The sequence below is a fragment of the Streptomyces cyaneus genome (assembly GCF_004028635.1).
Lineage (GTDB): Bacteria > Actinomycetota > Actinomycetes > Streptomycetales > Streptomycetaceae > Streptomyces > Streptomyces cyaneus.
Genome location: NZ_RQJW01000007.1, coordinates 1 through 21720 on the forward strand (window position 1 = coordinate 1; position 21720 = coordinate 21720).

A 21720-nucleotide genomic window follows, 5' to 3' on the forward strand; every position below is an offset into this window, starting at 1 on the left:
CTGATGGCCGGAGACGGGGTATCAACATATCTGGCGTTGATTTTTGGCACGCTGTTGAGTTCTCAAGGAACGGACGCTTCCTTTGTACTCACCCTCTCGGGCTTTCCTCCGGGCGCTTCCCTTCGGTCTTGCGTTTCCGACTCTATCAGATCTTTTTCCGATCCGATTTCCTCGGTGCTTTCCAGGTTCCCGCTCTCGCGTTTCCCTTTCCGGCGGTTCCGACTCTATCAGATCCTTTCGGGCCTGATCCCCAGTCAGCGGGGCTTGTCTTCGCGGCTGTTGGGCCGTTCCGACGAGTGAGACTTTAGCGGATTCCTGACCCCCGAGCTAATCGGGGGCTGCGCTCTTTCGAACGCGGATTCCTCATTACGCAAATACGCATGCCAATGACACGACGGCAGACAGACCGACTGTCGTCGAATGCTGGTTGGTACTTGCGGAATGGCTGTCCGGGGACCGACCGGAGTCGGCGCTCACGTCGGACAACTCGGAGAACAGTACGGATCGGCTCGGGGCGTGTCAACTTCGCTCCGAGTGACACCCCAGGGGCGTACTCTGGGCGGCATGACGACGCGTACGTACACCCAGCTGTGGTGGGCCGCCTGACTGGCGGCCGTACTCACGTATGCACTCAACGGCCGCCGCCTCGGCGGCCGTTCTTGTATCTCCCTCCAGAGCTCCTGAGGGTCGGCGGCCGGGACGGCGGCCTCGACCAGGAGATGGAGAAGAGATGACGCGGGTCTTCAGTGGGGTCAAGCCGACCGGGCATCTGACGCTGGGGAACTACCTGGGAGCCATGCGGCAATGGGCTGCCGTCGATCAGCACGAGGCTGAAGCGCTGTTCTGCATCGTCGATCTGCATGCGCTGACCGTGGACCACGATCCCGCGCGGGTGCGCAGGCTGAGTCGGCAGGCGGCGACGTTGCTGCTGGCGGCGGGGCTGGATCCGGGGCTGTGCACCGTGTTCGTACAGAGTCATGTGGATGAGCACGCGCGGCTGTCGTATGTGCTGGAGTGCGTGGCCACGGACGGCGAGATGCGGCGGATGATCCAGTACAAGGAGAAGGCCGCGCGTGAGCGGGCGCGGGGCGGGAGTGTTCGGCTGTCGTTGCTGACGTATCCCGTGCTGATGGCGGCGGACATCCTGGCGTACGGGACCGACGAAGTGCCGGTCGGGGACGACCAGGCGCAGCATGTGGAGCTCACGCGGGATCTCGCTGTGCGGTTCAACCAGCGGTACGGGCATACGTTCGTGGTGCCTCGGGCCACGCATCCGCAGGTGGCGGCTCGGGTGATGAATCTGCAGGATCCGACGTCGAAGATGGGCAAGAGCGATGACGCCGGGCCGGGGATCGTCTATCTGCTCGATGAGCCGGATGTGGTGCGGAAGAAGGTCATGCGGGCCGTGACCGACAGCGGGCGCGAGGTCGTGTACGACCGGGCCGCGCAGCCGGGGTTGGCGAATCTGCTGGAGATTCTGGCTGCCTGTACGGGTGGGAACCCATCGGAGCTGAGCGGTGTATATGAATCGTACGGCGCTTTGAAGTCAGCCACCGCGGAGGCCGTGGTCGAGGTCCTCAGGCCCGTACAGGAGAGGCACAGGGAGCTGTGCGCGGATCCTGGCTATGTGGAGGGGGTGCTGCGGGATGGCGCGGAGCGAGCTCGGGCGATGGCCCGGCCGACCGTGGATGCCGCGTATCGGGCGATCGGGTTGCTGCCGGCGGCTGCGGCTGCGGATATCGCGGTGACTGCTTAGGGGCGCGCGCTGGGCCGCCCCCTGTGCAGGGGCGGCCCGGGTGTCAGTTGTTGCCCGAGGCCAGTTGGCGGCTGCGGTCGCGGGCGGCCTCCAGGGCGGCGATGAGGGCGGCTCGTACGCCGTGGTTCTCGAGTTCGCGGATGGCGTTGATGGTGGTGCCGGCGGGGGATGTCACGTTCTCGCGGAGCTTGACGGGGTGTTCGCCGCTGTCGCGGAGCATCGTGGCGGCGCCGATCGCGGACTGGACGATCAGGTCGTGGGCCTTGTCGCGGGGCAGGCCGAGGAGGATGCCGGCGTCGGTCATGGCTTCGACCAGGTAGAAGAAGTACGCCGGACCGGAGCCGGACAGCGCGGTGCAGGCGTCCTGCTGGCCCTCGGGGACGCGGAGCGTCTTGCCTACGGCGCCGAAGATCTCCTCGGCGTGGGCGAGGTCGGCTTCGGTGGCGTGGCTGCCGGCGGAGATGACGGACATGGCCTCGTCGACGAGGGCAGGAGTGTTCGTCATGACTCGGACGACTGGGGTGCCGGCGGCGAGGCGGGCCTCGAAGAAGGAGGTGGGGATACCGGCGGCTCCGCTGATGACCAGGCGGTCGGCGGGGACGTGCGGGGCGAGTTCGTCCAGGAGGGTGCCCATGTCCTGCGGCTTGACCGTGAGGATCAGGGTGTCGGCGGTCTTGGCGGCTTCCGCGTTGGTGACCGGCGTGACTCCGTAGCGGGTGCGGAGTTCTTCGGCTCGTTCCGCGCGGCGGGCCGTCACCAGGAGGTCGGCCGGGGCCCAGCCGCCGCGGATCATTCCGCTGAGCAGGGCTTCGCCGATCTTGCCGGTGCCGAGGACTGCGACTTTCTGGGTCATGGCTGGGGTGTCCTCCGGAGGTTGCGTCGTCCGGGTTCATCCTCGCACCGGGGGGCTGCTTTCGACGTGGCGTGTCCGGTGGGCGGACGGGCGGGGCGCCGGGCGTAGCCCCGCAGCGGTCACTCCGTCCTGCGTCGCAGGGTCGCCGCGCCCAGGCCCAGGACCAGCAGGGCGCAGCCAGCCACGATCAGGGCGTCGCGTACGAAGTCGGCGGTCATGTCGGTGTGCTTGAGGACCTCGTTCATGCCGTCGACGGCGTAGGACATGGGGAGGACGTTGGAGATGGCCTCGAGGGCGGGGTGCATGTTGTCGCGGGGAGTGAAGAGACCGCAGAGGAGCAGTTGGGGGAAGATCACGGCCGGCATGAACTGGACGGCCTGGAATTCGGAGGCCGCGAAGGCCGAGACGAAGAGACCGAGCGCGGTGCCGAGCAGGGCGTCGAGCAGGGCCACGAGCAGGAGCAGCCAGGGGCTGCCGATGACATCCAGGTCGAGGAACCAGAGCGCGAGTCCGGTCGCCAGGGCGGACTGGAGGATCGCGAGGGTGCCGAAGGCGAGGGCGTAGCCGGCGATCAGGTCGCCCTTGCCGAGGGGCATGGCGAGGAGGCGTTCGAGGGTGCCCGAGGTGCGTTCGCGGAGGGTGGCGATGGAGGTGACCAGGAACATCGTGATCAGCGGGAAGATCCCGAGGAGGGAGGCGCCGATGTTGTCGAAGGTGCGCGGGCTGCCGTCGAAGACATAGCGCAGCAGGAACAGCATCACGCAGGGGACGAGGAGCATCAGCGCGATGGTGCGCGGGTCGTGGCGGAGCTGGCGCAGGACCCGGGCGGCGGTGGCGGTCGTGCGGGCCAGGTTCAGGGCGCGGGTGGGGGCGGGCCGGAGCGTGGTGGTCGGGCTCGTCGTCGTGGTCATCGCGTGGTCTCCTTCGCGCGGGCGGCCGCGGTCGCCTCGTCGACCAGGTGCAGGAAAGCCGCCTCGACCGTCTCGGACTGCGTACGGGTACGGAGGGCGTCCGGGGTGTCGTCGGCGAGGATCCGGCCCTCGCGCATGAGGAGGAGGCGGTGGCAGCGCTCGGCCTCGTCCATGACGTGGGAGGAGATGAGGAGGGTGGCGCCGCGGGAGGCGGCGATGTCGTGGAAGAGGCCCCAGAGGTCGCGGCGCAGGACGGGGTCGAGGCCGACCGTCGGTTCGTCCAGGACGAGGAGTTCGGGGGTGCCGAGGAGGGCGACAGCCAGGGAGACGCGGCTGCGCTGGCCGCCGGAGAGGTTGCCGGCCAGGGCGTCGGCGTGGCTGGTGAGGTCGACGTCGGTGATGGCGCGGGTGACGTTCTCTTGGCGGCGGTCGGTGGCCGCGTGGCCCGGGTCGAGGATCGCGGCGAAGTAGGCGAGGTTCTGGCGGATCGTCAGGTCGTCGTAGACGGAGGGAGCTTGGGTGACGTAGCCGATGCGGGCGCGCAGGGTGGGGTGACCGGCGGGGCGGCCCAGGACGTCCAGGGTGCCTGTGACCTTGGCCTGGGTGCCGACGACGGCCCGCATCAGGGTGCTTTTGCCGCAGCCGGACGGGCCGAGCAGGCCGGTGATCTGGCCACGAGGGACGGTGAAGTCGAGGTCGCGGAGTACTTGGCGGGTGCCGCGTACGACGTTCAGGGTCTCGGCTCGGATGGCGGGGTCGTCGGGGGGATCTGATCGGGCGGAGGGATAATTCATCATGCGATGAATAATCCTCCGGTGGGACTACGGCGTCAAGCGTCGAGGAGGGCGGGTGTGCGGAGGGGGCGGCGGGGTGTGCGGTGCCGCGTGCGACGGCCTGGGCGGGTCCGGGCGCGCCGGGTGCCGCGCCCGACGACGCCTTGGGGGTTGGGATTGCGCCCCGCGCCGTGGAGGTGCACGCAGGGCACGGAGTTGGGGGCGTGGTGCGGCACGTGGGGCGGCAAATAGTTCGCCCGTCCTCCTCGGCTCGGTGCTGCGCTTGGCGCTGTGCTGGCTGTCCGGGCCGTATGGGGAGGGCGGGCGGGCGGGAGGAAGGGCGGCGGTGATGTGCCGGGTGCGCGGAGGGGCGAGGGGTGTCAGGAGGTGGTGGCTACGAGGAGGTCGACGTCGTAGGTCTCTTCGATGATTCCGTCCGGGAAGGCGGTGAGGAGGAGTTGCTTCTCCTCGGTGAGGAAGGCAGTGCTCGCCTCTGTGCCGTGGACCAGGAAGATCGAGTGGCTGCCGATGTTCGCCAGATGCGTGTCGATGGGGACGCGGCGGCTCCAGCGGACCCTGCAGGCGGTGAAGGCGAGTCTGCCGGTGGGGTCGGTCAGGGCGGCTCGGGCGCCGCTGCCGTTCTGCTCGACGGCGGGGTGGGCGCCGAAGCGGCGCTCGATACGGACCGCCTGCTCCGCGTGCCACGGGATGTCGAGGGGCGTGGTGTTCCACCACAGCGCCAGCGCGCCGCCCGGGCGCAGTACGCGGAGGGCTTCCGGGGCCGAGTGGGCGGGGTCGGTCCAGTGCCAGGCCTGGGCGTAGGTGACGAAGTCGGCGGAGGCGGTGGCGACGGGGAGTGCGTTGCCGTTGCCACGGACGATCGGTATGTCGGGGTTGGTGTCGCGGAACTGGGCTGCCATGCCGTCGCCGGGTTCCACGGCCAGGACGTCGGCGCCGCGCGCGCGGAGGAGGGCGGTGGCGATGCCGGTGCCCGCGCCGACGTCGATGACGCGCGCGCCGGTGAGGGGGCGGCCGGCGAGTTCCTCGATCGCGTCGAAGAGGGCGGGTGGGTAGGAGGGGCGGTTTGCGGCGTACTGGGCTGCGGCGGCGTCGAAGGAACGGGCTCGGTCGGTGTGCGAAGGGGCCGTCATACGGCCATGGTGGCGGTGGTTGGTGTGGCGTGCACCGAGTTTGCCGAGAGGTGGGTCTGGGGGGAGAGAGCGCGGAGGTGGCGGGTCCGGGCGTGGAAGGTGGGGGCGGCTCCAGGCGCGTAAGTAACCGGGCCGGCTGCGACGCGTGGGCGGCGGCCTTGAGTGCAGGGCGGCCAGGTCACGGGGGGGGGCGGGCCTGGAGGAGGTCGGGCTGTGTGGCTCGTCGGGCTTGGGAGGCGTAGGGCGTTGCCGTCGGTGTGTCTCCGGCTAGGCGCGGCGGCGCTTCTTTGCCGGGTTGCCTGTGCGGCGGGTCGAGCGGGTCTCGTGCTGTTTGCGTGCCGCCTCGTACTCCTGGCGGTGGAGTTTCTCGCCGGGGGCCTCGGTGAGGGAGCGGAAGAAATAGGCGAGGAGTGAGCCGACGAAGCCGATGGCCAGCAGGCCGCGGAGGGAGGCCTGGCGGTCGGGGTCGGGGCGCTTGGTGAAGGCGTCCCAGGTGTGGCGGAAGGCGAGGGCGCTGCACACCGCGAACATCACGACCACCAGGACGGCGACGAAGCTGCCGACCTCGGCGATCTGGAGCCCCTGGTAGGCGAAGCGCAGGACCAGACAGGAGGCCGCTGCGGTGGCGAGGGAGCCGACGGCTACCGCGATGCGGCGGGCGGTGTAGCCGTTGTCGTGGTCGACCCAGGTCGTGCCGAAGAAGCGCAGGGGCTCGGGGCGGGGGCCCGTGGAGCCCGCGGGGGTGGCCGGGGTGCCGTTCTTCTCGCTCACGCGTCGATTATGGCTCCGGCCTGGCCGCGGGCTCCGTACGGGTTCCGGTGAACCGGACAAGAGGGCTGATCGGAGATCGGATCGGACCTGGGATCCGACGTCGGGTCAGAAGGAGCAGCGTGGGCGGACGTAGCCGTCGCTGCCGGTGTTGACGTAGGCGTCCGAGACGAACTCGCCGTCGTCGATGTTGTCCCAGATGTTCGTTGTGCCGTAGGGGCCCGTCACCGTGGTGCCCGGTGTCTGGCAGAAGATCGGGATCCTGGCGTCCTCGGGCAGCACGCGGACGATGGCGTAGCTGGTGCCGGGGCCCCGGCGGACGTTCAGGCGGACGCCAGGTGCGACCGAGTAGTAGCGCAACGCTGTGGTCGTAGCCAGCGTCGTCGTGGCCGCCATCGTCGTGACCGCCTCTTCCTCGCCGCCGCCGATCTCTTCGGTTCGTCTGACCTCTTCAGCACGGTCTGTAGACATGAGAAAACCTCCCCCGTTGATCCCCATGACAGCCATGGGGCCCCGTTGATTCCCCTAAATCACGCCACGCACACATGTGCGCGTTTGGAACACGGAGGCTAGCAAGCCGCCTCTGTCTCGCACGAGTCATCGACTAGGCTCCGAGCGTCGCGCGCGCGGACGAACAGCACGGGGGTGGTCCCATGGCGCCACAGCAGGACGCCGGAGCGGGCGCGGAAGCGGAACTTCCGGAGTACGCCGGTCACTACCGTCTGCAGTCGCGCCTGGGGTCCGGGGGCATGGGCGTCGTACATCTGGCGCGGAGCACTTCGGGTATGCAGCTCGCGGTGAAGGTCGTGCATGCCGAGTTCGCGAGGGATCCCGAGTTCAGGGGGCGGTTCCGGCAGGAGGTGGGTGCGGCGCGCCGGGTGAGTGGTGCGTTCACCGCGCCCGTGGTCGACGCCGATCCGGAGGCCGAACGGCCCTGGATGGCCACGCTGTTCATCCCCGGCCCGACGCTCGCCGACCATGTGAAGCGGAACGGGCCGATGGACCAGGCGCAGCTGCGGCGGCTGATGGCCGGGCTGGCGGAGGCGCTGCGCGACATACACCGGGTCGGCGTCGTTCACCGGGACCTGAAGCCGAGCAATGTGCTGCTCGCCGATGACGGGCCGAAGGTCATCGACTTCGGCATCTCTCGGCCAAAGGACAGCGAACTGCGCACCGAGACGGGGAAGTTGATCGGTACGCCGCCGTTCATGGCGCCCGAGCAGTTCCGGCGGCCACGGGAGGTCGGGCCGGCCGCCGACATCTTCGCGCTCGGGTCCGTGTTGGTGCACGCGGCGACGGGGCGGGGGCCGTTCGACTCCGACAGTCCGTACGTCGTCGCCTACCAGGTCGTCCATGACGAGCCGGACCTGACCGGCGTACCGGAGAATCTCGCTCCGCTCGTGGCGCGCTGTCTGGCCAAGGAGCCCGAGGACCGGCCCACGCCCGACGAGTTGATGCGGGAACTGCGGTCGGTGGCGGCGTCGTACGACACGCAGGCGTTCATTCCGGCGCAGCGGGCCGGCGAGACGCCGCCCAAGCCGGAGCGGGAGCGGGAGCCGGAGGCGGAGCTCGATCCGGTGCTGGGGGCGGGGCGAGGGCGGCGCGTCGGGGAGCAGGAGAAGCAGCCGGGGCGGCCGCCCGGAAGACGCCGGGGCAGACTGCTGGCCCTCGGAGCCGGGGCTGTCGGGCTCGCCGCGGTGGTCGCGCTGGCCTCCGTGCAGCTTCTCGGCGGTGTGGAACCGACGCCGGAGCACGAGAGCCCGCGGACCGCGTCGGCCGCTTTCGGCGCGTGGGCGAAGGCACCGGCGCCCAGGAAGGGCACGCCCCAGTGTTCGTACGGTGCGGGGAAGGTGCTGTGCGCCCAGACCGGGCTCGTCTTCGCGCTCGACCCGCTGGACGGCCGGCTGCTGTGGCGCCACCCCGTCGACACGTCGCACGTGGACGGACCGCCGACCGTGGCGGGCGGCCTCGTGCACCCGTCGTCCTGGCTGGGCCGCCGACTGGAGGCGCTCGATCCCGCTACGGGCAAGGGCCGTTGGCAGCAGAACGTGCCCGCGTTCGGCGCAGCGTCGACCGCGGGCGGCATGCTGCTGCTCACCGGCGCCGACGGCACGGTCACCGGCATGGACGGCGCTTCGGGCGACACTAAGTGGAGCGGCACCGTACCGGGTCACCAGGCGCCGTACTTCGTCTCCTTCGCCGGAGATCCGCTGGCGTACACGACGACGACCTCCGACGACGATTCGAGCACCCGGGTCACCGCGGTGGACCCGGCCACGGGTGACGTGCGCTGGGACGCCCGGCTGAAGGGGACGCTGAAGCTCGTCGGTACGTCGGACGGGTCGGCCTACTTCGTCTCCTTCGAGGGGATCTACAGCGATACGAAGGCTGTGGTCCGCTACTCCCCCGCCGACCGGACGTCGCGGCGCGTGGCTCTGCCCCTCGCCCTCCGGCAGGCGCGCGGCACCGTACGCGGGGACGTCGTCCATCTCGTGGGCAGCGACGGGACGCTGGTCGCCGTCGACATGGAGGCGCGCAGGCAGCTGTGGAGCCTGGAGACGGCCGTGCTGCGCACGTCGTCGCCCGTCGCCGACGGCCGGCATGTGTACGTCACCGCCCCCGACGGCCGGCTGCTCGCCGTGGATGCCCGCGAGGGCCGGCTCCTGGGCCAGACGCCGCCCCGGCTGGGCCCGAACTCGGACCGGGTGACGGCCGACCTGCCCGAGCCGGTGCTGGCCGACGGCCGCGTCTACGCGAGCGCCCCCGACGGCACCGTCTTCGCCGTCGACGCCCGCGACCCCGCTGACTGGTGACGCCCGCCGCGCCTCCGCCCGCCGGGTGACGCCCGGCCGCGCCCCGGCCGCCTGTTGACGCCGCACACGCGAAAGGGCCGCCCCCGCAACCAGCAGGAGGCGGCCCTTCGACGTGAGGGTCAGCCCAGTTTGCTGACGTCCCGCACCGCGCCCTTGTCGGCGCTGGTCGCCATCGCGGCGTAGGCCCGCAGTGCCGCCGACACCTTGCGTTCGCGGTTCTTCGGGGCGTACGCCCCGTTCAACGCCTGCTCACGGCGGGCGAGTTCCGCATCGTCGACGAGCAACTCGATCGAGCGATTCGGGATGTCGATGCGGATACGGTCGCCGTCCTCGACGAGGGCGATCGTGCCGCCGGACGCAGCCTCCGGGGAGGCGTGGCCGATGGACAGGCCGGACGTACCGCCGGAGAAACGGCCGTCGGTGATCAGGGCGCAGGTCTTGCCGAGGCCGCGGCCCTTGAGGAAGGACGTCGGGTAGAGCATCTCCTGCATGCCGGGGCCGCCCTTGGGACCCTCGTATCGGATGACGACGACATCACCATCCGTCACCTGCTTGTTGAGGATCTTCTCGACGGCCTCTTCCTGCGACTCGCAGACGACCGCCGGACCCTCGAAGGTCCAGATGGACTCGTCCACGCCCGCGGTCTTCACCACGCAGCCGTCCACGGCGAGGTTGCCCCTGAGGACCGCCAGGCCGCCGTCCTTGGAGTACGCGTGCTCGGCGCTGCGGATGCAACCGCCCTCGGCGTCCTCGTCGAGCGCCTCCCAGCGCTCGGACTGCGAGAAGGCCTCGGCCGACCGGACGCATCCAGGAGCGGCGTGCCACAGCTCGACGGCCTCGGGAGAAGGCGACCCGCCCCGCACGTCCCAGGTCTTCAGCCAGTCCGACAGGGACGGGCTGTGAACGGCGTGCACGTCCTCGTTCAGCAGGCCGGCGCGGTGCAGCTCGCCCAGCAGGGCCGGGATGCCGCCGGCGCGGTGCACGTCCTCCATGTAGTACGTGCGGTCCTTGGCGACGTTGGGAGCGACCTTGGCCAGGCACGGGACCCTGCGGCTGACCGCGTCGATCTGCTCCAGTCCGAACGGAACGTCCGCCTCCTGGGCGGCGGCCAGCAGGTGCAGGATCGTGTTGGTGGAGCCGCCCATCGCGATGTCGAGGGCCATGGCGTTCTCGAAGGCCGCGAAGGTGGCGACGTTGCGCGGCAGGACCGTGTCGTCGTCCTGCTCGTAGTAGCGGCGGGTGATGTCCATGACCGTCTGCGCCGCCGCGACGTACAGCTGCTTACGGGCCGTGTGCGTGGCCAGCACCGAGCCGTTGCCGGGCAGGGACAGGCCGATGGCCTCGGTCAGGCAGTTCATCGAGTTGGCGGTGAACATGCCGGAGCAGGAACCGCAGGTCGGACAGGCGTTCTCCTCGATACGGAGGATGTCCTCGTCCGAGATCTTGTCGTTCACGGCGTCGGAGATCGCATCGACCAGGTCGAGCGTGCGGACCGTACCGTCCACGAGAGTCGCGCGGCCGGACTCCATCGGGCCGCCGGAGACGAAGACGGTCGGGATGTTGAGCCGCAGAGCGGCGTTCAGCATGCCCGGGGTGATCTTGTCGCAGTTGGAGATGCAGATCAGGGCGTCGGCGCAGTGGGCCTCGACCATGTACTCGACCGAGTCGGCGATCAGGTCGCGGGAGGGCAGGCTGTACAGCATGCCGCCGTGGCCCATCGCGATGCCGTCGTCCACCGCGATCGTGTTGAACTCGCGCGGGATGCCGCCGGCCTCCCGGATCGCCTCGCTGACGATCCGGCCGACGGGCTGGAGGTGGGTGTGGCCGGGCACGAACTCGGTGAAGGAGTTCGCCACCGCGATGATCGGCTTCCGGCCGATGTCCGCACCGGGTACACCGGAGGCGCGCATAAGGGCGCGGGCGCCCGCCATGTTGCGACCGTGGGTGACTGTGCGGGACCTCAGCTCGGGCATCGTCGCTCGCTCCTTCGGGACTGCAGAGACTGCGATCAGAGACTTCTGACTGCTAACGAGCGTACGCCGGTCATCCAGAGGTCGGGACGAGGTGTCCGGAATACGGGATGCATGTCTCGTGGAGCAGGCGGTGACTCACTCGGCGGCAGGTGACTCACTCGTCGGCGGCGTAGCGCCCGGTGAGATGCCCCTGCACCACCGGCGCCACGCGCGCGATGATCTGCTCCGGGTCCGCCGACGCGATCGGCTCGATCTTGATGACGTATCTCATCATCGCGATACCCACCAGCTGCGCGGCCGCGAGCTCGGCACGCAGTTCCGCGTCCGGGGCGTCGATCTCCCCGGCGATGCGCCGCAGCAGCTGAGCGGAGACGAGCCGCCGGAAAACGGAGGCGGCGGCCTCGTTGTTGACCGCCGACCGAACGATCGCGAGCAGCGGCTTGCGGGTCACGGGGTTCTCCCAGAGCCCGAAGATGGTGCGCGTCATGCGCTCGCCCACGCCATCGAGCGGCCCCTCCAGCACCGCGTCCCGCACCTTGAGGGCGGGCGCGAAGGCGACCTCCACCGCCGCCTCGAAGACCTGCTCCTTGGTGCCGAAGTAGTGATGCACGAGGGCCGAGTCCACCCCGGCCGCCTTGGCGATACCGCGCACGGACGTCTTCTCGTACCCCCGCTCGGAGAACTCCTCGCGGGCCGCGTCCAGGATGCGGTCCCGGGTGTCGGCGGATTCCGTACGAGGGGGCCGGCCCCGGCGTCGGGAGGCCACCCCGCCCCGCCCCGAGGTGGCGTCGGTCACGGTCGGGGCACCTTCACCGACGAGGCCAGATGCAGCCGCGTGAAGGCGAGGGCCTCGGCGAGATCGGCCTCGCGTTCGGCGCTGGACATCGCGCGGCGGGTGTTGACCTCGATGACTACGTGCCCGTCGAAGCCGGACAGGGCGAGACGCTCCAGCACCTCGGCGCAGGGCTGGTTGCCGCGCCCCGGAACGAGGTGCTCGTCCTTGGCCGACCCTCTCCCGTCCGCGAGATGAACATGCCCCAGCCGGTCCCCCATGCGATCGATCATCTGCAGCGCGTCGCTACGGGCCGTAGCGGTGTGGCTGAGGTCGATCGTGAAGTGCCGGTAGTCGTCCTTCGTCACATCCCAGTCGGGGGCGTACGCAAGCATCTCGCGGTCGCGGTAGCGCCAGGGGTACATGTTCTCGACGGCGAACCGCACATCCGTCTCGTTCGCCATCCGCCAGATTCCGGCGACGAAGTCTCGGGCGTACTGGCGCTGCCAGCGGAACGGCGGATGTACGACGACCGTCGAGGCCCCCAGCTTCTCGGCGGCCGCCTGGGCTCGCTGGAGCTTGGTCCAGGGGTCGGTGGACCACACGCGCTGGGTGATCAGCAGACAGGGGGCGTGTACGGCGAGGATCGGGATCTGGTGGTAGTCACTGAGCCGACGCAGCGCTTCCATGTCCTGGCTGACCGGGTCGGTCCACACCATGACCTCGACACCGTCGTACCCGAGGCGCGCGGCGATCTCGAAGGCCGTCGCCGTCGACTCCGGATAGACGGAGGCCGTCGACAGGGCGACCTTCGCATCCGGGATGCGCACCACTGGTTCTGCCACGAGGGACAGAGTACGGGGCGCCAACGAACGCCGGGGAACCGATGGCAGCCCGACCGCCACGGGGGTCTGCAATCGGCCAGGGGCGCGAACTGGTCATATGCCGGGCGGCTGGAGCGGGGGCGCGGGTGGGGGGTGTGGCGGGGTTCACGCGGTTGCGGGGGCGTAGGGCGCGGGGCCTGGACGGTTGCGTCGGCTTGGGGGCGCCCGGCGTGGGGGCTGGGCGGGGGTGGGTCGCTCGGCCCGGCGCTGGCCGGGTGCCGCCAGCGCCCACCCGTGCCGCCCCAGCGGCACGACTGCCCGCGGCTGGGGCGGCGGGCTGCCGCCCCTTCGACCCCGCCGTCCTGGGGGCCTGCGGCCCCCAGACCCCCGCTTCGGCCCTGAACGGGCCTCGTCCTCAAACGCCGGACGGGCTGAAATTGCCTGGGCTGAAGTGCCTGGGCCAGCACTGCGAAGTGGCCGCGAAGTCCCCCGGCCCCCGGCCCGCGTACCCCCACGGGCCCGCACCCGCCCACGGCGGGAAGGGGACGTGCCGGGGGGTGTCCGCCCGCAGTGGCCGGCGTCAACACGCGGCACCTCTTGGCCTAAGGTGACCGCCGGTCCGAGGACGGACACCCCCCGGCGCGGCCCCGACCCACAACGCACCCGCAGGCGCCACGCGCACGCCCACCGGATGGCAACGGGCCGCCGCAGGCATCCCCATCTCAACCGCCGGAGGCCCCCGCTACCCCACCGACAAGTGATCCAACTTCCGCAAGATCACGCCTTCCCGCAACGCCCAAGGGCAGATCTCCAACGTCTCCACCCCGAACAGATCCATCGCCCCCTCAGCCACCAGCGCCCCCGCAAGCAGCTGCCCCGCGCGCCCCTCCGAGACGCCCGGCAGTTCCGCGCGCTCGGCGACCGTCATGCCCGCCAGCTGCGGAACCCAGCCCTCCAAGGACTCCCGCTTCAGCTCGCGCTGGACGTACACGCCCTCCGCGGAGCGGGCCGCGCCGGCGAGGCGGGCAAGTTGCTTGAACGTCTTCGACGTGGCGACCACGTGATCAGGAGCCCCGAAGCGGCTGAATTCGCCGACCGTACGGGCGATCTGGGCGCGGACATGCCGCCGCAGCGCCCGTATGTCCTCAGGATCGGGTGGATCCCCCGGCAGCCAGCCGGCCGTAAGACGCCCCGCGCCCAACGGCAACGACACCGCCGCATCCGGCTCCTCGTCGATGCCGTACGCGATCTCCAGGCTGCCGCCCCCGATGTCCAGCACCAACAGTTTCCCGGCCGACCACCCGAACCACCGCCGCGCGGCGAGAAACGTCAGCCGAGCCTCCTCCGCCCCGCTGAGAACCTGCAGCTCAACCCCGGTCTCAACCTTCACGCGCGCGAGAACGTCATCCGCGTTGCTGGCCTCCCGCACCGCCGACGTCGCGAACGGCAGCACTTCCTCGACACCCTTGTCCTCGGCGGCCTGCAACGCCTCATGGACGACGCCGACCAGTTTGTCGATGCCCTCGGGACCGATGGCCCCGCTGTCGTCGAGGAGTTGGGCAAGGCGCAGCTCCGCCTTGTGTGAGTGCGCGGGCAACGGGCGCGCGCCAGGGTGTGCATCCACCACCAGCAGATGCACCGTGTTCGATCCCACGTCGAGGACACCGAGTCTCATGTACGGAACGCTACTGCCACCTGGGCGATCCTCCGTCCTCGAAGCCGCAGCCTCGGACGCCGTACCCTGGTCCCGTGCCAAAGACGAAAAAGGCGAAGAACGAAAAGATGGACAAATCTCCCAAGGATTCCTCGAAGGGTTCCTCCCGGGGTTCTTCGCAGGCGAAGGCAGCAACCAAGCCCAAGAAGCCGAAGAACGGCTCCCCTGAACCGGACGAGAAGGGGCTCGACTTCGCTCGCGCATGGGTGGAGTTCCCTGATCCGGCGGACGACGAGCAGGTCTTCCGCTGCGATCTGACATGGCTGACCTCCCGTTGGAACTGCATCTTCGGCAGCGGCTGCCAGGGCATCCAGGCGGGCCGCGCGGACGACGGCTGCTGCACGCTGGGCGCGCACTTCTCGGACGAGGACGACGAGAAGCGCGTCGCCGAGCATGTGGCAAGGCTCACGCCCGACATCTGGCAGCACCACGACGAGGGCATGGAGCACGGCTGGGTCTCGGAGGACGAGGACGGCGACCGCCAGACTCGCCCCTACAACGGCTCGTGCATCTTCCAGAACCGCCCCGGTTTCGCGGGCGGCGCGGGCTGCTCGCTGCACATCCTCGCGCTGAAGGAAGGCCGCGAGCCGCTGGAGACCAAGCCGGACGTCTGCTGGCAGCTGCCGGTGCGGCGGACGTACGACTGGATCGACCGGCCCGACGACACGCGCGTGCTGCAGGTGTCGATCGGTGAGTACGACCGCCGCGGCTGGGGCCCCGGCGGCCACGACCTGCACTGGTGGTGCACCTCGGCGACCTCGGCGCACGGCGCGGGCGACCCGGTGTACGTGTCCTACCGGCCCGAGCTGATCGAGCTGATGGGCAAGGCGGGCTACGACCGCCTGGTCGAACTGTGCGAGGCACGGCTGGCGTCCCAGCTGCCGTTGCTGGCACCGCATCCGGCGGATCCCGTCGACTAGGAGGTCGGCCAGAAGGCCGGCCAAGGTCCCTGGACGGAGTCGTCGGCCCAGGTCGCCGACCAAGGTCGCCGGCCGAGGTCGCCGGCCATGACCCGACCGCGACCCGACCCGCGACCCGACCGCGACCGCAGCGCCCGCCGCTCTACGACGTCGACGGGCTCGGATCGCCATTGCCACTGGGCGGCGGCGTCGAGCCCCCCGGGTCGGACGGCCCCGATGGACCCGACGGCGAGGGATCGCCGGCCGTGGGCGTCGGATCGGGCGACGAGGGCGGCGGCTCGCTGGGCATGGGGTCGGGCGGAGCCGAGGTCGTCGGCGTCGGATCGGGCCCGGAGGACGAGGGTGGCGGGCTGCCGGGCGTCCCGGGGTCGGTCGGATCGCCGGGATGGGTGGGGTCGGTGGGATACGGGTCCGGGCCGGGGCCTGGGTCGGACGGGCTGGGGGCGGTGCCGTAGCCCGCGATGGAGACGAGGGCGCCGGCGGGTGAGATCGCCAGGCGCGCGCTCCAGTACCCGGACGGCTCGCGCAGATGGTCGATGTACACCTTGATCGTCAACGACTCGCCGGGCGCCAGCGTTCCCGTCGACTGACTCAGATAGAGCCAGTGCGCCCCGGTGCTCGCAGACCAGCGCACCGGCGCGCGCCCCGTCGCCCTCAGGGTGACGAGCGTGGTGTCGCCGCTGTTGTCGGCCGACACCTCCAGGTGTCCGGCGCCCGCCCCGCGCGCGCCGCTGACGCTGATGACCTCCACGGAGACGTCGGGGCTGTCTCGATCGTCGAAGCGGTCACCGCGCTTGGCGCTCGCGTTGCCGGCGTTCTCGTAGCCGCCGTCCGCGGCCTCCCCGTCGAGGCTGCCGGGACCGTGCGCCTCGCTCGCGCTGGCCGAGTGGCCGTCGACGCCCTCGCCGGTCGGGGTGGACCGGTAGGCGGCCCACAGGGCGAGGACCGGGGCGGCGACGACGGTGGCGACGACCGTCGTGGTGACGGCACGCGCGCGTAGCCGGTCCCTGCGGGCGGCGCGATCCTTCGGGTCCATCGGGAAGCCACGCCGGTCGAAGCGCGGCACGGCGGCGCCCCGCGCGCGTGGGTGGTGCGCCAGGGCCATGTGCAGGGCCGCGCGGGGTGCCTCCAGGACGGGCAGTTCGGCGGGGGTGACGGCCGCGCCGGGCCAGCGGCCTGGCACCGCGCGCTCGGCGGTACGGCGACAGCGCGGACAGTCGTCGACGTGCCGGACGAGCTCGCGGCGCAGGGCGGTGCCGAGCACGAGCTGGTTGTCGCCGGTGAGGCGGGCCACGCTCGGACAGGCGCCGGTCTCGACTACGGCGAGGGCCGCGCGTGTGCGCTCGACCTCGCAGGCGGCGGAGGCGAGCAGCTCGCGGGCGGCGGCCAGGTCCAGGCCGAGGACGGCGGCGACCTCCTGGGCGGCGAGGTGGTGGCGTACGGCGAGTTCGAGGGCCTCGCGCTGCTCCGGGGTGGTGCCGGCGGCCTCCGGCCAGGCGAGCAGGGCGAGTTCGCGGCGCCGCTGCTCCTGGACCTCGTCGGAGACGGGCGGGGAGGCGGCCTTCGGCCCCGTCTGCCGATGGGCGGCGGACCGGCCGGCCGCATGGCTGCCCAGACGTTTCTGCTTGGCCTCGGCCAGCTTGCGCAGACACGCCCAGCGGGCCAGTGCGTACAGCCAGGGCCGCCGGTCCGCAGCAGCCTCCGGTGCCCGCTGCCCGCGCCGCTCGGCGAGCGCGAGGGCGTCGCCGAGGGCGGCGGTCGCGGTGTCGTGGTCGCACAGGACGGACAGGCAGTAGGTGAACAGCCCGTCCAGATACGGCTCGTAGCGCGCGGGCGGCCGCTGCGCCAACGTACGCGCCGCCCCACGATCACGCGCCTCCCGGTGCGCTCGATGGGCGCCGGCGGTGCGGGTCGAGGTCTCCGGACTGCTGCTCATCATTGGTGGACCGTAGGGGGCCGCGAGCGGCGCCTTCTCCCTGCTTGAGCTCTTTTAATCCATACGGGTGAAACGATCCCTCAATAGAGGACAGGAACGCCGAATTCCATGGTCTGTGCATGACGAAGCGGCGCCGCGGCAGTCCGGAGCGGCTCTGTCCACGCAGCCGTACGGCGTTGTCAGTGGGCTCGGTTACGGTTCTTCGCATGGCTGCCCGTACCAAGACCACGAAGGACCGCCCGTCCTACCGCTGCACGGAGTGCGGCTGGCAGACGGCCAAGTGGCTCGGCCGCTGCCCCGAGTGCCAGGCATGGGGGACGGTCGAGGAGTACGGCGCGCCCGCGGTCCGCACGACGACGCCGGGGCGGGTGACGACGTCCGCGGTGCCCATCGGGCAGGTCGACGGGCGGCAGGCCACGGCGCGCTCCACCGGCGTGCCCGAGCTGGACCGCGTCCTCGGCGGTGGACTGGTGCCCGGAGCCGTCGTCCTCCTCGCGGGCGAACCCGGCGTCGGCAAGTCCACGCTGCTGCTCGACGTGGCGGCCAAGTCGGCGAGCGACGCGCACCCCACGCTCTATGTCACCGGTGAGGAGTCGGCGAGCCAGGTGCGGCTGCGCGCCGACCGCATCGGCGCCATCGACGACCATCTGTATCTCGCCGCCGAGACCGATCTGGCCGCCGTGCTCGGCCACTTGGACGCGGTGAAGCCGTCGCTGCTCATCCTCGACTCCGTACAGACCGTGGCCTCCCCGGAGATCGACGGCGCACCCGGCGGCATGGCCCAGGTCCGCGAGGTGGCCGGCGCCCTGATCCGGGCCTCCAAGGACCGCGGGATGTCCACGCTCCTTGTGGGACACGTCACCAAGGACGGCGCCATCGCCGGACCCCGCCTCCTCGAACACCTCGTGGACGTGGTGCTCCACTTCGAGGGCGACCGGCACGCGCGCCTGCGTCTCGTACGGGGCGTCAAGAACCGCTACGGCGCGACGGACGAGGTCGGCTGCTTCGAACTGCACGATGAGGGCATCACGGGTCTTACCGACCCGAGCGGACTTTTCCTGACCCGTCGGGCCGAACCGGTCCCCGGCACCTGCCTGACGGTCACCCTGGAGGGCCGCCGCCCCCTGGTGGCCGAGGTCCAGGCGCTCACGGTCGACTCGCAGATCCCCTCGCCCCGCCGTACGACGTCCGGCCTGGAGACCTCCCGGGTCTCGATGATGCTGGCCGTACTCGAACAGCGCGGCCGGATCAGCGCGCTCGGCAAGCGGGACATCTACTCCGCGACGGTCGGCGGAGTGAAGCTCTCCGAGCCCGCGGCCGACCTCGCCGTCGCCCTCGCGCTGGCGTCCGCCGCCAGTGACACACCTCTCCCCAAGAACCTCGTCGCGATCGGTGAGGTGGGCCTCGCGGGCGAGGTCAGACGGGTCACCGGCGTGCAGCGCAGGCTCGCCGAAGCCCACCGCCTGGGCTTCACGCACGCGCTCGTGCCGGGCGACCCGGGCAAGATCCCTGCGGGCATGAAGGTGCTGGAAGTGGCCGACATAGGGGACGCCCTCCGGGTCCTTCCGCGCTCGCGTCGTCGAGAGGCCCCACGGGACGAGGAGGACCGCCGGTAGACTTTGCCCTGGTCTCGCCCGTCCGTACGAACCAAGTGTGCGAAACGGGAGCGCCCCAGAACCTGCGACCGGAGGAGTGCAGTGGCAGCCAACGACCGGGGAGCAGCTCCCGGAAAGTCCGGTGGGAGTGCCGGTTCCGATGGCCTGATGCGCGCCTCGCTGAGCGCGGTGGCTCCCGGCACAGCCCTGCGCGACGGACTGGAGCGAGTGCTCCGCGGCAACACCGGCGGGCTCATCGTGCTCGGCTTCGACAAGACCGTCGAGACGATGTGTACGGGCGGATTCGTCCTGGATGTCGAGTTCGCGGCGACGCGGCTGCGGGAGCTGTGCAAGCTCGACGGCGGCATCGTGCTGTCGTCGGACCTGTCGAAGATCCTGCGGGCGGGCGTGCAGTTCGTGCCCGACGCGACGATCCCGACGGAGGAGACGGGCACCCGGCACCGCACGGCGGACCGGGTCAGCAAGCAGGTCGGCTTCCCGGTGGTGTCGGTATCCCAGTCGATGCGGCTCATCGCGCTGTACGTCGACGGTCAGCGCCGCGTCCTGGAGGACTCGGCGGCGATCCTCTCCCGCGCCAACCAGGCCCTTGCGACCCTGGAGCGTTACAAGCTCCGCCTCGACGAGGTCGCGGGAACGTTGTCAGCGCTGGAGATCGAGGACCTGGTGACGGTCCGCGACGTCTCCGCGGTCGCCCAGCGACTGGAGATGGTGCGCCGTATCGCGACCGAGATCGCCGAGTACGTGGTGGAACTGGGCACCGACGGACGCCTCCTCGCCCTCCAGTTGGACGAGTTGATCGCGGGCGTGGAGCCCGAGCGCGAACTCGTGGTGCGCGACTACGTCCCGGAGCCGACCGCCAAGCGTTCCCGCACGGTCGACGAGGCCCTGTACGAGCTGGACGCCCTCACTCACGCCGAGCTCCTGGAACTGGCCACCGTGGCAAGAGCGTTGGGCTACACCGGTTCTCCGGAGGCGCTGGACTCGGCGGTCTCCCCGCGCGGCTTCCGCCTCCTGGCCAAGGTGCCGAGACTGCCCGGCGCGATCATCGACCGCCTGGTGGAGCACTTCGGCGGCCTGCAGAAGCTGCTCGCCGCGAGCGTGGACGACCTGCAGACCGTGGACGGCGTGGGCGAGGCCCGGGCGCGCAGCGTGCGGGAGGGGCTGTCGCGGCTGGCAGAGAGCTCGATCCTGGAGCGGTACGTCTAGTAGGCCGGTGCGTCTACAGGCCAGTACCTCTGTAGACCGACGGCCCGTCGCGGCCCCTCCCCGCGGAGCGCTCAGTCGTTCTCCAGCACGAACGACGTCTGCGCCGTCCCGAACCCGGGCGTCTTCGCCTCGACCAGATACGTCCCCGCCCCGGCCGACCCCGCGGCGGGCGTCGCGCACTGCGGAGCGCTCGCCTGGCGGTCCCACTTCACCGTGTACGTGATGTGCGAACCCGCGGGCACCCGGAACACCAGGCTGCCGGAGACCTTCGGGCAGTCGGCGGAGGACCAGAAGTCGTCCTCGGCTCCCGCCTGGGTGATCGTCACCACCGAGTTCTTCGGGCCGAGATCGATCTTGCAGTCGTAGCTGGAGGTGTTGGTCGCGGTCAGCAGCAGGGCGGGCGTCCGGCCGGGCTCGTACGCGTTGTGGAGGCTGCTCACCGTCAACTTCACCGCGCCCGCGATGCAGTCGGTCAGCGTGGAGCCCGCAGCGACCGTGTCGTCCACGCCGACGCCGGTCCCCGAGCCGCCACCCGCCGATCCGCTGCCCGAGCCGTCCGACCCGGCGGAGCCCTCGGAACCGTCACCCCCGGTACCCGTGCCGGAGCCGTCACCGGAGCCCGACCCGCCGGAGTCCCCGCCGCCGGGCGACTCGTCCCGCCCGCCCGGCGCTTGACTGATCGCCGGCCCCGAACCCGTCGGTCCCGGCGTGATCGTCGAGGGCCCGGGGTTCTTGCCGTCGGACCCGCCCGCGTTGTTCTTGCCGCCTCCGCCGCCCGAGGTCAACACCCAGGTGGTCAGCAGCGCCAACACGGCGACCACGGACAGCATGACAACCCTCCGTCGCCAGTAGATGGAGGAGGGAAGCGGCCCGACAGGATTGCGCAGAGATCCCACGGCGCAAACTGTACGAGAGATCGGTGCGTCAGCCTGCTCCACCCGCCGCCGAAGGCCCCAACTTTTCCGGATCATCATTCCGGAAGCCACTCGGCACCTACTCTGCGACGACCACCCCGCCACCCCTGTCTTCCGTCAGGTGCGGCACCTGACGATCGCAGGATGTGACGGTATCGCCCCGCCGCCTACGGTCCGTGACCATGGACTTCGAGGACGCCGAGCTCTACGGGGACATCACCGACTTCGCCCGCGACACCCCAACGTGGGTACAACACACCGCCGAGATATGGACGGAGGCCGGACTGCTGCTGTTCGCCACGCTGTTCGTCACCACCTGGTGGCGAGCCAGGCGCGACAGCACCCGGGCGTTCGCGATCGCGGCCCTTGCACCTCTGGCCACGGCTGTGGCGTACGTCTGCAGTGAGGTCCTCAAGTCCGTTGTCACGCAGGAGCGTCCGTGCCGGGCGATTCCGGAAGCAGTCACCCCTCTCAGTACCTGTCCGCCGCCCGGCGACTGGTCCTTCCCCAGCAATCACGCCGCCATCGCCGGCGCCGCCGCCGTCACCCTGGCCCTGACCGGGCGCGCACTCCTGTGGCTGACGGCACCCCTCGCCCTTCTCATGGCCTTCTCCCGCGTCTTCGTCGGCGTGCACTACCCGCACGACGTCGCCGCGGGCCTCGTCTTCGGCGCGCTGGTCGCGATGGCGGTCGTACGACTGACCACACGCCCGGCGACACGGCTGGCGGAAGCGATGCGCGCGGCGTCCGCACCGGCGTTCGTACGGTGGTTGACCGGGCGGGAGCGGTCCGGGCTGTCGTATCGCCGCTGAATTTCACG

19 protein-coding genes are annotated in these 21720 nt (G+C 70.8%); 7 read left to right on the forward strand and 12 right to left on the reverse strand.

Features of this window, described 5'->3' with window-relative positions; genetic code table 11:
- Together EHO50_RS44675 and trpS are read left to right on the forward strand one after the other, a co-directional pair.
- On the forward strand, positions 1-300 hold a 300-nt coding region (locus tag EHO50_RS44675; protein WP_128433536.1), incomplete at its 5' end, for a hypothetical protein.
- A 430-nt stretch (positions 301-730) separates the two neighbouring features.
- Complete coding sequence (gene trpS / locus EHO50_RS25420; protein ID WP_128433537.1) at positions 731-1756, forward strand: tryptophan--tRNA ligase; 1026 nt, start codon at positions 731-733, stop codon at positions 1754-1756.
- A gap of 43 nt (positions 1757-1799) precedes the next feature.
- On the opposite strand, the gene proC is transcribed toward trpS, so the two are convergent.
- The 6 genes from proC to EHO50_RS25450 form a co-directional block, all read right to left on the reverse strand.
- Positions 1800-2609 carry a pyrroline-5-carboxylate reductase gene (gene proC / locus EHO50_RS25425; protein ID WP_128433538.1) on the reverse strand — a complete coding sequence of 270 codons (810 nt, stop codon included), beginning with the start codon at positions 2607-2609 and terminating at the stop codon, positions 1800-1802.
- 119 nt (positions 2610-2728) lie between these two features.
- Positions 2729-3520: an ABC transporter permease gene (locus tag EHO50_RS25430; RefSeq protein WP_128433539.1), complete on the reverse strand. Its 792-nt coding sequence runs from the start codon at positions 3518-3520 to the stop codon at positions 2729-2731.
- On the reverse strand, positions 3517-4317 hold the full coding sequence (locus EHO50_RS25435) for an ABC transporter ATP-binding protein (RefSeq protein WP_128433540.1): 801 nt from the start codon (positions 4315-4317) through the stop codon (positions 3517-3519). Before EHO50_RS25435 ends, EHO50_RS25430 begins: the two co-directional genes overlap by 4 nt.
- Positions 4318-4673: 356 nt before the next feature.
- Positions 4674-5444, reverse strand: a complete 771-nt coding sequence (locus tag EHO50_RS25440; protein WP_128433541.1) for a class I SAM-dependent methyltransferase — start codon at positions 5442-5444, stop codon at positions 4674-4676.
- 267 nt (positions 5445-5711) lie between these two features.
- The gene (locus tag EHO50_RS25445) at positions 5712-6215 is read right to left on the reverse strand and encodes an EamA/RhaT family transporter (RefSeq protein ID WP_128433542.1); all 504 of its coding nucleotides are present in this window, start codon (positions 6213-6215) and stop codon (positions 5712-5714) included.
- A 105-nt stretch (positions 6216-6320) separates the two neighbouring features.
- Positions 6321-6683, reverse strand: a complete 363-nt coding sequence (locus EHO50_RS25450) for an SH3 domain-containing protein (protein ID WP_128433543.1) — start codon at positions 6681-6683, stop codon at positions 6321-6323.
- 182 nt (positions 6684-6865) lie between these two features.
- Between EHO50_RS25450 and EHO50_RS25455 the strand changes: the two genes are divergently transcribed.
- Positions 6866-9025 (forward strand): serine/threonine-protein kinase, encoded by a 2160-nt coding sequence (locus EHO50_RS25455; protein ID WP_128433544.1) that lies wholly within the window; start codon positions 6866-6868, stop codon positions 9023-9025.
- 119 nt (positions 9026-9144) lie between these two features.
- On the opposite strand, the gene ilvD is transcribed toward EHO50_RS25455, so the two are convergent.
- From ilvD to EHO50_RS25475, 4 genes are all read right to left on the reverse strand, one after another.
- Positions 9145-10998 carry a dihydroxy-acid dehydratase gene (gene ilvD, locus EHO50_RS25460; protein ID WP_128433545.1) on the reverse strand — a complete coding sequence of 618 codons (1854 nt, stop codon included), beginning with the start codon at positions 10996-10998 and terminating at the stop codon, positions 9145-9147.
- A gap of 154 nt (positions 10999-11152) precedes the next feature.
- Positions 11153-11794: a TetR/AcrR family transcriptional regulator gene (locus EHO50_RS25465; protein ID WP_128433546.1), complete on the reverse strand. Its 642-nt coding sequence runs from the start codon at positions 11792-11794 to the stop codon at positions 11153-11155.
- Positions 11791-12615 (reverse strand): sugar phosphate isomerase/epimerase family protein, encoded by an 825-nt coding sequence (locus EHO50_RS25470; protein WP_128433547.1) that lies wholly within the window; start codon positions 12613-12615, stop codon positions 11791-11793. The genes EHO50_RS25465 and EHO50_RS25470 overlap by 4 nt, the downstream gene beginning before the upstream one ends.
- A 721-nt stretch (positions 12616-13336) precedes the next feature.
- The gene (locus tag EHO50_RS25475) at positions 13337-14269 is read right to left on the reverse strand and encodes a Ppx/GppA family phosphatase (protein ID WP_128433548.1); all 933 of its coding nucleotides are present in this window, start codon (positions 14267-14269) and stop codon (positions 13337-13339) included.
- 74 nt (positions 14270-14343) lie between these two features.
- Between EHO50_RS25475 and EHO50_RS25480 the strand changes: the two genes are divergently transcribed.
- Positions 14344-15228 (forward strand): DUF3109 family protein, encoded by an 885-nt coding sequence (locus tag EHO50_RS25480; protein ID WP_128433549.1) that lies wholly within the window; start codon positions 14344-14346, stop codon positions 15226-15228.
- Between the two features lie 142 nt (positions 15229-15370).
- Here the strand turns inward: EHO50_RS25480 and EHO50_RS25485 are convergent, their stop codons facing one another.
- Complete coding sequence (locus EHO50_RS25485; RefSeq protein ID WP_128433550.1) at positions 15371-17167, reverse strand: BACON domain-containing protein; 1797 nt, start codon at positions 17165-17167, stop codon at positions 15371-15373.
- A gap of 203 nt (positions 17168-17370) precedes the next feature.
- Between EHO50_RS25485 and radA the strand changes: the two genes are divergently transcribed.
- Both radA and disA read left to right on the forward strand, forming a co-directional pair.
- Positions 17371-18780, forward strand: coding sequence for a DNA repair protein RadA (radA, locus tag EHO50_RS25490; protein WP_128433551.1), 1410 nt, complete (start codon positions 17371-17373; stop codon positions 18778-18780).
- An 81-nt stretch (positions 18781-18861) separates the two neighbouring features.
- Entirely contained in the window at positions 18862-19986 is a 1125-nt protein-coding gene (gene disA / locus EHO50_RS25495; protein ID WP_128433552.1) for a DNA integrity scanning diadenylate cyclase DisA, read from the forward strand.
- A gap of 71 nt (positions 19987-20057) precedes the next feature.
- On the opposite strand, the gene EHO50_RS25500 is transcribed toward disA, so the two are convergent.
- The gene (locus EHO50_RS25500) at positions 20058-20882 is read right to left on the reverse strand and encodes a hypothetical protein (protein ID WP_128433553.1); all 825 of its coding nucleotides are present in this window, start codon (positions 20880-20882) and stop codon (positions 20058-20060) included.
- 200 nt (positions 20883-21082) lie between these two features.
- Here EHO50_RS25500 and EHO50_RS25505 point away from each other — a divergent pair, with 200 nt between their 5' ends.
- The gene (locus tag EHO50_RS25505) at positions 21083-21712 is read left to right on the forward strand and encodes a phosphatase PAP2 family protein (RefSeq protein WP_181449696.1); all 630 of its coding nucleotides are present in this window, start codon (positions 21083-21085) and stop codon (positions 21710-21712) included.
- Positions 21713-21720: the final 8 nt, after the last annotated feature.